This window comes from Bradyrhizobium tropiciagri (assembly GCF_001189845.1).
GTDB classification, from domain to species: Bacteria; Pseudomonadota; Alphaproteobacteria; order Rhizobiales; family Xanthobacteraceae; genus Bradyrhizobium; species Bradyrhizobium tropiciagri.
This window is the reverse complement of sequence record NZ_LFLZ01000004.1, coordinates 151,611-163,102: the sequence shown is the minus strand read 5'-3', so window position 1 is coordinate 163,102 and position 11,492 is coordinate 151,611. Positions and strand designations below refer to the sequence as shown.

The following is an 11,492-nucleotide window of genomic DNA, read 5'->3' as shown; positions in this document are numbered from 1 at the left end:
CCGCGGCGCTTCATCATGCGGCCGCTGATGTCAGGCGGCCACCGGCTCGGCGAAATAGTACATGCCGAGCCATTCGGCGACGATTGCGGGCTTTTCCGCTCCCTCGATCTCGACCGAGACCTCAGACTTGGTCATGATCTCCTTGGGGCCGCGCGGTGTGACTTCGAGCAGCTTGAAGCGCGCCCGCACCCGGCTTCCCGAGCGCACCGGCGTCACGAACCGGATCTTGTCAAAACCGTAGTTGACGCCCATCACGCGGCCCTCGATCGCCGGCAGCCCGTCATAGGCCATCGCCGCCAGCATCGAAAGGGTCAGGAAGCCATGGGCGACGGTGCCGCCGAACGGCGACTCTGCCGCCTTGTTCGGATCGATATGGATGAACTGCCAATCCTCTGTTACATCGGCGAACTTGTCGATGCGCGACTGATCGATCTCGAACCAGCGCGACACCCCGACCTCCTTGCCCCTGAGCGCGGCATATTCCTTCACGTCGATACCTGGCATTTTCTTGACCATGATGGTTGCAAATTGCGCGGTTCTTCCACTGGCGAAACGAACGTCTCCTGGCCGGGCAGGTCGGATTCAATGCTCGTTGCAGCGGCCTCCCACAGCGATCGTTCGGGCCCGCTGACGCGAACCCCGGCACCCGTGCCGTTGGCGAAAACCCTTGAAATCCGGGGTGACACTCGTATCTTGCTGGCAGACTATCTGCATGATGATTGTCATCCACATGGCAAGATGACGAGCAACATCGACATCGTCAAGGGCAATTTCACTGGAGCTGGCATCGTGGGACATTCGAAGGCCGACAAGGCGAAGAGCCGTCAGCGGATACTTGATGCGGCATCGCTGCAGCTGCGCGAGCTCGGGTTCGCCGGAATAAGTATCGGCGAATTGATGAAGTCCGCCAAGCTGACCCATGGCGGCTTCTACGGGCATTTCGAATCGCGCGAGGATCTGGTCGCACAGGCGCTCGACCAGGCGCTGACCGACGGCGAGGCGTCCGCAGTCCGTGCCGGCAGCACCAAGGGTCCGCGCACGCTGAAGTCGTTTCTCAACAACTATCTCAGCCGGATCCATCGCGATGATCCGAGCTCCGGCTGCGCGTTCGCCGCCCTCGCCGGCGACGTCGCCCGTGCCGACCAACGATCGCGCGATATCATGACCCGGCATGCCGAAGCGTGGGTCGACACCCTCTGCAAGCTGCTCGACGACGACCATGCCGGCGAGTTTGCCATGTCCGTGATGTGCGCTGTGGTCGGCGCTGTCACGCTCTCCCGCGCAGTCGGCGACGAGGCGTTGTCGGACAAGTTGCTGCTGGCGGCGCGCAAGACCATCCTCGAGCAGGCCGCGGCGCGACAATCGTCCGGCAACTAGCGCCGGACGACTGCCATCGGCTGAGTTGTCAAACAGCGGTGATGCCGCCGTCGACGGCGAGGATCTGCCCCGTGATGTGCTTACCGGCGTCGCTCGCAAACAGCAGCGCCGCGCCCTTCAGATCCTCGTCATCGCCGATTCGCCTGAGCGGCACGCCTTCGACCAGCTTCTCGATGCCGACCGTCTTGATAGTCCCATGCGTCATCTTCGATGGGAAAAACCCCGGCGCCAGCGCATTCACGGTGATGCCGTACTTGCCCCAGTCGCCGGCGAGCGCACGGGTGAAATTGACCACCGCGCCCTTGCTGGTGTTGTAGGCGATCGTCTGGGTCAGGCCGCGATTGCCGCGAAGCCCGGCGATTGAAGCCAGGTTGACGATGCGGCCATACCTGTTCGGGATCATCGACTTCTTGCCGATCTGCTGGGACAGCACGAACAGCGAGCGGATGTTCAGGTTCATCACCTTGTCCCAGGCGTCGATGGGATGATCCTCCGCCGGTGCGCCCCAGGTCGCACCTGCATTGTTGACGAGGACATCGATGCGTCCGAGCTTGGCGATCGTCTCGTCGGCCAGGCGGACGATGTCATCGTCCTTTGCATTATCCGCAGCGATCCAGTCGACCGTGATGCCGCGGTCGCGCAGATGCTTGACCGCCGCTTCGAGATCGGCGGCCTTGCGCGAGGAGATCACCAGGCGCGCACCCTGATCTCCAAGCGCCTCCGCGACTTGCAGGCCGAGCCCACGGGATCCGCCGGTGATCAATGCATTCTTTCCTGTCAGATCGAATGCTTTCAGAACGCTGTTCATCTTGTAACTCTCCTTTCGAGGTGCGGTCGATTGCCGGTCGATAGAGCGGCATTCATGTCGATCGGCCTGAACGTCTCGCGCCTTGCGAACGGGGAGACAACGAGGTCGCTGCGGCGGCGTCGGCCATGGCGCGTCCCGCACTCAGGATTTCGCCGGCCAGACACTCGTCATCGGCAGCGCGCGCCAGCAGCACCGATCCAACCATCAGCGACAGGGCGGCCATCGCCTCGCAACGCGACATGGCGCGCGATGTCGAGCCTTGTACGATGAGCATGACCATCTCCCGCAGTCCGGCCGTGAAGGTGTTGCGCGCGGCCGCGCCTGCCCGTGACGCTTCGGCGCCGAGCGCAGGCAGCGCGCATCCAGCCCCCACGTCTAGGCGTTGGCCCTCGTTCAAATAGAAGGCGACGATATCCGCAAAGGCTCTGCCTGCTTCCGCACGCGCAGAAATGGATCGCCATTGCCCGACCGATTCGCCGACAGCATGCGCGAAGGCACGGTCGATCAGGTCTTTGCGCGAGTCGAAATGGTAGTAGAAGCCGCCATGGGTCAGCCCCGCCGCCCGCATGAGGTCTACCACGCGCAAGCTGTCGACGCCATGCTTGCGGATATGCCGCGACGCAAGCGCGACAATCCGCGCACAAGTCTCGCTTCCGTTGTCCTTGTCATGGTGCATAGCGATCCAGTCAGCACTCTTTGGGAAGTAGCGGCCGAACGCAGCCAGCAGCTCAGATGGGCCCGTCTGTGGTGATGCCTCTGCTCGCCAGCTCACCCGTTAGCTGCAGCGTCCTGGTAATGAACCAGTACGCATCAGCGCCATCATACGTAAGCGACGCCGCCACGATGAGGTACCGCCAATCTGCTGTCGCGGCTATTCATCACTGAATTGGGCACAAGCCATCATCCGCACGACCGGGCATGCGCCGCCCGCGATTGCCGACAATCACTCCGGGACGAGCAAAGGCGACGGCGCTCAGGCGGTCCGCTGCAGCGGCGTGCGCAGCCCCTGATGGCCCATGAACCACGCCCGGGAATCGTTGAATTCGGCCTCGAGGAAACGGCGCACCTGCCGCGTCATCTTCCTGAGGTCGGTTTCGCGCCGGCGCAGCAGCCAGACGTCCATGGTGGAGGATTCATGCGGCAATACCCGAACCAGTCCTTCAGCCAGGGCGAATGGAACAGCGAGAAACGCCAGACCCAATCCTTCGACCGTGGCCGCAAAGTGGTTGGCGATCGGCATCGTGCGCAGCCAGCCCCTTGTGTCACCGGCCGCCTTGAACCGGGTAAGCAGCTCCAATTCTCCGGTCCGTTCGCCCCGAAGCGCCGCAAAATCGGTCGGACAGCCGATAATCTCGTGTTCACTCAGTTCGGCGAACGATTGAGGTGCGGGATGCCTCGCGAGATAGACCTCCGATGCAAAGATGCCGAAAGACGCCGTCGCCACGCGCCGGCCAATCAATTCGTCGTCGCCCGGATGTCCCATCCGGATGACGAAATCGAGATCGCTGGCAGCCAGATTCTGCTGCTGAACGGTCGAGTTGATTTCCAGCCGGATGTGGCTGTTGAGCGCATGCAGCTTCCTGACGCGACGTAGCAGCCAATGCTTGGTCAATCCCTCGGTCGCGGAAATCTTCACCGCACACGACCTGTCGCCCACGCGGAGGGAAAGATCGCGATGGAAGGATTCGAACGACCGCACCATGCCTTCCGCCGACCGGCGTAACGCCTCGCCTTCCTCCGTCAGCTTGACGCCGGAGGAGACGCGGAAGAACAGCGGCGCGCCGATGTAACGCTCCAATTCCTTCAATCGCCGGCTCAATGTCGGCTGGCTCATCCCAAGCTCGCGCGCCGCACGGTTGACGCTCCCGGTGCTTGCCACCGCGAAGAACAATCTGAAGAGGTCCCAATTCGCCTCGGTCATCCGCACCCGCGGCAACAAGACTGGGGCAGCCTCCCCGGCGCAGGTTTCGGGACTGACATCCTGGCAACCGCCGTCCTCGCTGGCACACCAGGTCGTCCGAAGTTCGGCAGCCATTTTCCACTCCCTGTGAATGTGCCTTCAGCCCCTCGGCGGATGCGGCGTCGGGTTGCACGATTATCGACGTAAAGCGGCGATGCGATTGGATTCGGCCCGCCATCTGCATGATCGACATCATTCAGATTTCAGGATGATGCGTGTCATGCAGAACGTCAAGTGCTTCCTTCACGGGATTGCCGGCCTCTCCCCGATCACCACAACTGAACTCGAATTCATTGCATCCCGGGTAGCCGATGCGCGGCTCGCAAGCCCCAACCATCTGACGGGAGCTGGCCTTGGACAGACCTGTTGATTCCGGCACAAACCGACCCGCGAGATCGACGAGCGGATCGCCATTTACGTTCAATCCCGTGGGGCGCAACGCCCTGTCGAATGGGCGCACGCCGTGTATGGCGACGCATGTTCATGCAACCCGAAGATTGCGTCGATCATGATCGCCAAGCCCAAGCGTGTCTTTGCCCCGCTGGTGACGCCAGAGACATGTATCATCGCCGACCAAGTCTGAGGGCAGCATCGATGATTGCATCGCGGATGCGCACGTCGCGCACGCGACCGCGGCATCACCGACGACGGGCGACAACTGGCATTCAAATCTGAATAGCCTAGCGACAAGAATGTTGTGGCCTGCACTTCGCGCTCGCTGTCATGTGGCGGCGATAGAGGCGACCGCGGCTGCGGCGCATTTTTGGACTTCGTCCTGCATGGGCGGTCCACCACGTGGAGGAACGAGATGAGCGACGAGAAGCCGCAGGCTGGCCGGATTCGCACCGAAGTACACGGCCATGTTTTCAAGATCATCATCGACAACCCGACCAAGAAGAATTCGTTTAGCCCGCAGATGATGTCGGAGATCTCCGACGCCATCACCCTGCTGGACCGCACCGAGGACTTTTGGGCGGGTGTGATCTGCTCCGAGGGTAGCGACTTCACGGCCGGACTCGACATGCCGAAATTCTTCGGCCCGAAGGCTGAAACGATCGAGGAAAAGCCCGACAATATCGACGCGTTCGCGCTCAAGGGACGTTGTCGCAAGCCGATCGTCACGGCCGTGCAAGGCATCGTCTACACCATTGGCATCGAGATCATGCTCGCCGGCGATATCGTAGTCGCGGCTTCCGACAGCCGGTTCTGCCAGATGGAATCCAAACGAGGTATTGCCCCGCTCGGCGGCGCCCATTTCCGCTATCTCACCCGCGCCGGCTGGGGCGATGCGATGTACCACCTCTTCCTCTGCGACGAATTCAATGCGGAGCGCGCCCACAAGATCGGCTTCGTGCAGGAGGTCGTCCCGCCCGGCAAGCAGATCGAACGCGCCATGGAGATTGCGCAGACGATTGCGAAAAATGCCCCGCTCGGGATCCAGGTGACCAAGGAAGCCGCGCTGAAATACATCGAGGCGGGCGAGCGTGCCGCAATCGACTACATTCCGACGGTCAAGGATCGCGTTTTTAGCAGCCAGGACATGATGGAAGGCATCCAGTCCTTCGTGGAGCGCCGCGCTGCGGTGTTCAAGGGACGCTAGATCATGGAGAGCTTAAAAAAGGCATTCGACCTTTTGGGATGAGTCGCCCCGGCGCCGGCAAGCGCATCAACGGACAGATCCTGGCGGTTGACGGAGGGGTCACCGCGGTCTGATCCGCGGTCTAATTCAGGGGAAGATCGATCACCTAATACTCCCGGGACTCGATGAGGCCCTGAGGTCCCCGGCCCAAGGCCGGGGACCCCTTTACATGAACTTCGCCGGCACAATCACCTCGACCAAGCACCAAGCAGATGCGCCGTGCAGCGCGCCCCTCAGCCGGAGAGCGACATGCCCGAATTCAGAACAGTTTCGTTGAGCAACGTGACGTTGCGGGTTGCCATGCAGGGCAAGGGACCGCTGGTAGTCTTCGTGCACGGCTTTCCCGAGTCCTGGTACTCGTGGCGGCACCAGATGGACCCGGTTGCGCAGGCCGGGTACACGGCTTGCGCCATCGATGTTCGCGGATACGGCGGATCGGATAAGCCGCTTCCTGTCGACGCCTACACGCTCGAGGCGCTCAGCGGCGACGTTGCCGAACTCATCACTGCTATCAATGGAGGCCGCCCGGCCGTGGTCATCGGACACGACTGGGGCGCGCCGATCGCCTGGACGACGGCGCTTGTACATCCGGACAAGGTCCGTGCAGTCGCGGGATTATCGGTGCCCTTCACTGGAACGCCACGACGGTCGCTCAATGACGTTATCGACTACCTCTACACCAGCAAGGGACGGTTCTTCTACCAGCACTACCTCGCCCAGGAAGGAATCGCCGAACAGGAGCTCGAGCCGGATGTCCCCAGCAGCCTCCGGCGCTTCTACTACGCCCGGAGCGGCGAAGCGCCGAACGGCACTTGGCCGACCGACAAGCTCCTGGGCGAGAAGCTGTTCGACCGGGTGGAAGACCCTTCCGGCGACATCTCCTGGCTCAGCACGGCCGATCTGGACTACTACGTCGGTGAGTTCGAACGCTCGGGTTTCCGTGGCCCCCTCAATCGCTATCGCAACCACGATCGGGACTATGCCTTTCTCCGCACTTTCGAGGGCAAAACGATCGAACAGCCCGCACTCTACATCGGCGGCGATCGCGACCTTGTCCTCACCATGCTTGGAAACATACTTCCGCTGATGAAGGACGCCCTGCCCGATTTGCGCGGTATGGATTTGCTACCCGGTTGCGGCCACTGGACCCAGCAGGAACGGCCCGACGAAGTAAACAGCAGACTGATCGCCTGGCTGCGAGACATCTGACCACTGTTACCGCGATGCCAAGAAGATACTGCGCTTTTCTCCGATGACATGAGCTCGTGAGCCGAGCGGATTCAGATATCTAGATAGCTCGATATCTAGCTATCGAGCTATCTAGCTATTGACTTGGCTTTATGTTCCTGCTTTGTTCTATTTAATGGAAGTCGTGCTGAGGCCGTATGATGACAAGTGTCGTTCGAGCTTCGAGTGTCGTACTGGTTGGGGCTGCCTCCGACCTCATCCTTCCACCGACTGGCGCGCACGCTGCGGCCCATGTCTCCTCCGAGTGCGGCGAGGCTGGCGCGACCTGCTTAAGCGGGACGAAGTTCCGGATGAGGATCCGCTGCTCAAAACGGAGGATTTCTCTCAAAGAGACGCAACAAGAAGGAGCTTTAGCCGTGCGTCTGTGGATCCTGTCAGATCTGCACGTTGAACTGACACGTGGCTGGGACCTGCCGGCTGGTGAAGCGCGCCCGCAATTCGACGTCCTGGTGGTCGCCGGCGACCTTATCCCGCGTATGGAGCGGGGCGTGAAATGGCTACTCGAGCGCGTCCCGCACAATCCAGTGATCTATGTCCCGGGCAATCACGAGGCCTACGGAACCGACATCGACGGGACCGTCCAAAAGGCGATGGCCGCCGCGGAAGGAACCAAGGTATTCGTGTTGCAGGATCGCTGGATCAAGCTTGGCGAGGTGACCTTCGCAGGCGGCACAGCCTGGACGGATTTTGACATGTTTGGCGACCCATACCGCGCGATGAGAGTCGCGGCTGATCGGATGAACGATTTTCGGAAGATCAGGATGGCGCATCATAAGCAGCGGTTTCGGCCTCACCACGCGTTGGGCCGCCACATACAAACGCGTACCTTTCTCGATATCGAGATGCGTAAGCCGCGAAGCGGGCCATTGGTGGTGGTTACCCATCACGCACCGATACCGAGCCGCGCTTATCGAGTGGCGCCTCATTATCCCGGCTCGCGCCTCTCCGAGGAAGAGGTACTCGACGCCGCATACCGCAGCGACCTGACGGCCTTGATGCGACCTGCGTCCGACGATGATGGACGCGGCCCTTTGAGACCCGCCGATCTCTGGATCTACGGACACACTCATGAGTCTGAGGACACCGTGATCGGCGTGACGCGCGTAGTGTCGAACGCAAAGGGTTACGGGCCATGGCTGCCGCAGCAGCACGCCTGGGACAACCCGCACTTCAATCCGAACTTCGTCATTGAAATCTAAGGTTGGGAAGGACGCCGCACTGCGAGCACTCGAAACGAGAGGCGGCATCGGATGCAATTCCATTGTTCCGTCAACGCGGCTCAAGAGCCCTACCCCGCGTATGGGAACGGGTTAGTACCGAATCTTCGACGGCGCCAAGCGCATCCGGTGCGTGCGCGAGAAAATGGCTTCTCATTCGTAGGAGATGAAGGATGCTGGTGATAACGGTCGATCTCATACCGGGCGGATACGAACCGATGCGGCGTACGATCGCTGCGATGCGAATAGCGAACATTTCTGACCTGACAGAGATCTCGGACTATCAGATCGTGGCGAGCGAAACGAACAATCCCATAGCCGGCACTCCACCTCGCACAGTTCGTTGCCTCGTACACGGACACGCTCGGGCGCAATCGGTATGGGCGTTGCTGGCGAAGGCTTCAGACGAGGTCGTGAAGTCTGATCCGTCGAACTCTAGTGGGGTCGGGTAAGGCGCTTGTTCTTCAGCGCCGGTGTGGTCGACCGCTTGATCGAAAGTATCGAAGCAATAGGCCGACTTTACGACCGGGAGCTGAGGACGCGTCCGCCCTGCTTACGACTGCCGAAAGACAAGAGCTCAAAATGAGTACGGATGCGCTGGAGAATAGCAATCGTCACTCGATGGGACTGGTAACCGACCACGCGCAGTGGAAGGCGGTCCTCGCCGCTCTGGAGTCCGCGGGCATTCCAGCGGCCGCGGCTACGATCCTTCAGGAGCAAAGGTGGGATCAGCAAGCGCTCCGATATTTTATGGGGCCTCACGTCGAGATCGAAATACGGGATGCCCGCACCTGGGCCATGAACGAGCCTGACCGGATCGAGCTGGAAGCGCGGCTTCGCGCGGCCGCGCCGCCAGAATGGAACGGACCTCACCTCGTCGTTGCGTGGCGCCGACCTGTGGCCGGCAAATGGGCGGCGGCCTGGCTCGACGCGATCGATAGGCTCTGGCGCGACTGGCGCCGTCGACGGATCGCAGATGACGCATTCCACGATTCTCTAGACGCGCTGTCCGAGCTTCATCGCCGGGTGTGGTACGAGGCAGAAGACCAAGGTCCGCTCCTGCCGGAGATCGCGGAGATCCTGGCCAAGGCGCGTCGTCATCTACCAGCAGCGCGGCAGTTTCCGCCGCCGCCGCCGGGCCAAGTCGATGTTGCGGAGGTGGTGGACATCTTGCGGCGTATCGCAAGCGGGTCTGCACGCCCACAGGTCGTCTCTCCACAGGATGGCTGGAAACTTTTGTACCATGGCGTCGGCGAGTTCACGGTCGATGGTTGGACGATCCAGGCGTTCAAACGCAATTTCGGGATGAAATACGTGCAGGAAGCGCGGGCGCCCGACGGGCAGACTGGCGACTACCAGTCATTCGCCGCGCGCGAAGGTAACCCTTTCAGTCTTCTCGAAGACGATGAGCAGGACGCCATCTGCGAAATCCTGGAACGACTTTAGGCTTTTTTGGGAGGTCCTGGAATGTCCGAGGTCACCTACTACGTCGCCCTGCCCTTCGTCGCCACCTGCAACGGCATCCTCCCTGGCGAGGCTGTCGAGTGCTTCAACCCGAATTCGGCAGTGATGCGCGCCAAGGCGTATTCGCACAAGCCCGGCTACGTCGGCGCGCTTGCGTTCAGCCGGACGGGTGATCCGGCGACGGGAGATTTTCGGGACGCCAAAATCATCTGCTCGTTCGGCAAGGTACCGAACGATCTGAGCAAATTGTGATGCGGCTTTTCGGCGACGCCTCGCGGCCTCCTCGCCGTACTACACCAAGGCGATCATACGCAGCCAAGCCTGCGCGCATCGAGGAACTGAGTAATGGCTCAGGACGTAACAAGCGATTCGGTATTGATGCCTTTGCCGGTCGAGCTTCTGTGTCTGTCTGGCTGGCCCCCGGCGGCACTGCTGTTCTGGGCGCGCATTGGCGAGAGCGAAGGTCTTCGCGATCAAGTTGCGGCCGATTTCTGGTCGGGCAGGAAGGAACGCAGCAAGCAGGCCTGCGAGAAGCTCGCCGACGGCTTGTTCGCGGTTGGCCGCGGCGAGGAGGCGCTCGCGGCGCTCATGCTCGCGGCCGATCCCGGTAAGCAGAAAACCTTCGAAGTTGTGTTGCCGCAATTGGCTTACGCCATTGAGCACCTATGGGACTCGCCCATCGTCAATGTATGTAAACCTCTGGCGCTTCGGCGCCTCGGCATCTGGTGGCGTGCGGCAAGGGGCGATTTCAAGGACGAACCGCGGAGCATCTTTTACATCGCCTATCTCGAGACGCGGGATCAGGACGCCTCCTCACATGAGCCGCCAGCCTCGCGGGAACAGAACAAGGGAGAGCAGCAAGATGAGCCCACGGAGCCCGGGCTTGTCGTCATGCCCAAGGACAAGGCATCCGCTCTTGATAGGCAGTCTAGCTTCAAGGACCTCCTCGATCTGAGGCTTCCGCTGGTCGTAGCGCGCGACCTTGGCAGGGTGCGCGCCACGTTGATGACCGAGTATCCGCACGCCACCACCGCAATCGATCTCGTACTGCGCAACCTGGGCAACGGTGAACCAGTACGGCTCAAACCTCTGCTTCTGACCGGGCCTGCCGGCGTTGGCAAGTCGCGCCTCGTGCGCAGGATCGGTGATCTGCTCGGGATCGGCGTCTACCGCTATGACGGGGCCAGCGCCTCTGACAACATGTTCGGCGGCAGTCCGAAAGGATGGAGTAACACCACACCATCAGCACCTGTGCGCGCTATCCATCAGATGCGCATCGCCAACCCAATTCTGATGGTCGACGAGATTGAGAAAGCTGGCACGTCATCGCACAACGGCCGACTATGGGACGCCCTTTTGCCGTTCCTCGAGAGCGAGACCGCGGCGAGGTACCGCGACGTCTCACTCGATGTCGAGCTAGACCTGTCCTTTATCTCCTATATCGCGACTGCAAACTCGATCGATGCCCTGCCCGCCCCGTTGCGGGATCGCTTCCGTATCATCAAGATCCCAGCGCCTCGGGTGAGTGATCTGCCGCTCCTTGCAGCCAACGTATTGCAGGATCTCGCGATCGAGAACGGCGACCAGGCATTCATTTGGCCACTTGCCTATGATGAGCTCGACCTAATTGCCCGGTCCTGGGAACGGTCCGGATTCAGCATCCGCAAGCTGCAGAAAATCGTTGCAGCCACCATTGAGGCGCGCAATGCCACTGCGGTGAGGCACTGAATGTCGCTTGTACAGGACCATTTCGACCGAGTGCTTAGACTGGATGTCGAG

The 11,492-nt window shown here is 61.2% G+C and carries 12 protein-coding genes; 7 read left to right on the top strand and 5 right to left on the bottom strand.

Features of this window, described 5'->3' with window-relative positions:
- Window positions 1-30: 30 nt before the first annotated feature.
- Window positions 31-504 carry a MaoC family dehydratase gene (locus AKN84_RS05415; RefSeq protein ID WP_157863251.1) on the bottom strand — a complete coding sequence of 158 codons (474 nt, stop codon included), beginning with the start codon at window positions 502-504 and terminating at the stop codon, window positions 31-33.
- A gap of 234 nt (window positions 505-738) precedes the next feature.
- On the opposite strand from AKN84_RS05415, the gene AKN84_RS05410 reads away from it, so the two are divergent.
- On the top strand, window positions 739-1,377 hold the full coding sequence (locus AKN84_RS05410; RefSeq protein ID WP_244484936.1) for a TetR/AcrR family transcriptional regulator: 639 nt from the start codon (window positions 739-741) through the stop codon (window positions 1,375-1,377).
- A gap of 28 nt (window positions 1,378-1,405) precedes the next feature.
- Here the strand turns inward: AKN84_RS05410 and AKN84_RS05405 are convergent, their stop codons facing one another.
- The 4 genes from AKN84_RS05405 to AKN84_RS44615 all read right to left on the bottom strand — a co-directional run bounded on the left by AKN84_RS05405 (window position 1,406) and on the right by AKN84_RS44615 (window position 4,605).
- On the bottom strand, window positions 1,406-2,185 hold the full coding sequence (locus tag AKN84_RS05405) for an SDR family oxidoreductase (protein ID WP_050419724.1): 780 nt from the start codon (window positions 2,183-2,185) through the stop codon (window positions 1,406-1,408).
- Between the two features lie 52 nt (window positions 2,186-2,237).
- Window positions 2,238-2,861 (bottom strand): TetR/AcrR family transcriptional regulator, encoded by a 624-nt coding sequence (locus AKN84_RS05400; protein WP_050419723.1) that lies wholly within the window; start codon window positions 2,859-2,861, stop codon window positions 2,238-2,240.
- Window positions 2,862-3,158: 297 nt separating this feature from the next.
- On the bottom strand, window positions 3,159-4,220 hold the full coding sequence (locus AKN84_RS05395) for a LysR family transcriptional regulator (RefSeq protein WP_244484935.1): 1,062 nt from the start codon (window positions 4,218-4,220) through the stop codon (window positions 3,159-3,161).
- Between the two features lie 121 nt (window positions 4,221-4,341).
- Window positions 4,342-4,605, bottom strand: a complete 264-nt coding sequence (locus AKN84_RS44615) for a hypothetical protein (RefSeq protein WP_128970459.1) — start codon at window positions 4,603-4,605, stop codon at window positions 4,342-4,344.
- A 348-nt stretch (window positions 4,606-4,953) separates the two neighbouring features.
- On the opposite strand from AKN84_RS44615, the gene AKN84_RS05390 reads away from it, so the two are divergent.
- The 6 genes from AKN84_RS05390 (at window position 4,954) to AKN84_RS48760 (ending at window position 11,441) form a co-directional block, all read left to right on the top strand.
- A complete protein-coding gene (locus AKN84_RS05390) occupies window positions 4,954-5,745 on the top strand; it encodes a crotonase/enoyl-CoA hydratase family protein (protein WP_050419721.1) in 792 nt (263 codons plus the stop codon).
- A gap of 288 nt (window positions 5,746-6,033) precedes the next feature.
- Window positions 6,034-6,993 carry an alpha/beta fold hydrolase gene (locus AKN84_RS05385; protein ID WP_050419720.1) on the top strand — a complete coding sequence of 320 codons (960 nt, stop codon included), beginning with the start codon at window positions 6,034-6,036 and terminating at the stop codon, window positions 6,991-6,993.
- A 395-nt stretch (window positions 6,994-7,388) separates the two neighbouring features.
- Complete coding sequence (locus AKN84_RS05380) at window positions 7,389-8,231, top strand: metallophosphoesterase (protein ID WP_050419803.1); 843 nt, start codon at window positions 7,389-7,391, stop codon at window positions 8,229-8,231.
- Between the two features lie 600 nt (window positions 8,232-8,831).
- On the top strand, window positions 8,832-9,695 hold the full coding sequence (locus tag AKN84_RS05370) for a DUF7693 family protein (RefSeq protein WP_128970458.1): 864 nt from the start codon (window positions 8,832-8,834) through the stop codon (window positions 9,693-9,695).
- Window positions 9,696-9,716: 21 nt separating this feature from the next.
- Window positions 9,717-9,965, top strand: a complete 249-nt coding sequence (locus AKN84_RS05365; RefSeq protein ID WP_050419717.1) for a hypothetical protein — start codon at window positions 9,717-9,719, stop codon at window positions 9,963-9,965.
- Between the two features lie 93 nt (window positions 9,966-10,058).
- On the top strand, window positions 10,059-11,441 hold the full coding sequence (locus AKN84_RS48760) for an AAA family ATPase (RefSeq protein WP_244484934.1): 1,383 nt from the start codon (window positions 10,059-10,061) through the stop codon (window positions 11,439-11,441).
- Window positions 11,442-11,492: the final 51 nt, after the last annotated feature.

Excerpts from the sequence above, each read along its gene's own strand:
- AKN84_RS05370 (WP_128970458.1), top strand. The coding sequence starts at position 8,832 with ATGAGTACGGATGCGCTGGAGAATAGCAATCGTCACTCGATGGGACTG.
- AKN84_RS05395 (WP_244484935.1), bottom strand. The coding sequence starts at position 4,220 with ATGGCTGCCGAACTTCGGACGACCTGGTGTGCCAGCGAGGACGGCGGT.
- AKN84_RS05390 (WP_050419721.1), top strand. The coding sequence starts at position 4,954 with ATGAGCGACGAGAAGCCGCAGGCTGGCCGGATTCGCACCGAAGTACAC.
- AKN84_RS05410 (WP_244484936.1), top strand. The coding sequence starts at position 739 with ATGACGAGCAACATCGACATCGTCAAGGGCAATTTCACTGGAGCTGGC.
- AKN84_RS48760 (WP_244484934.1), top strand. The coding sequence starts at position 10,059 with ATGGCTCAGGACGTAACAAGCGATTCGGTATTGATGCCTTTGCCGGTC.
- AKN84_RS05415 (WP_157863251.1), bottom strand. The coding sequence starts at position 504 with ATGCCAGGTATCGACGTGAAGGAATATGCCGCGCTCAGGGGCAAGGAG.
- AKN84_RS05405 (WP_050419724.1), bottom strand. The coding sequence starts at position 2,185 with ATGAACAGCGTTCTGAAAGCATTCGATCTGACAGGAAAGAATGCATTG.
- AKN84_RS05400 (WP_050419723.1), bottom strand. The coding sequence starts at position 2,861 with ATGCACCATGACAAGGACAACGGAAGCGAGACTTGTGCGCGGATTGTC.
- AKN84_RS05385 (WP_050419720.1), top strand. The coding sequence starts at position 6,034 with ATGCCCGAATTCAGAACAGTTTCGTTGAGCAACGTGACGTTGCGGGTT.
- AKN84_RS05365 (WP_050419717.1), top strand. The coding sequence starts at position 9,717 with ATGTCCGAGGTCACCTACTACGTCGCCCTGCCCTTCGTCGCCACCTGC.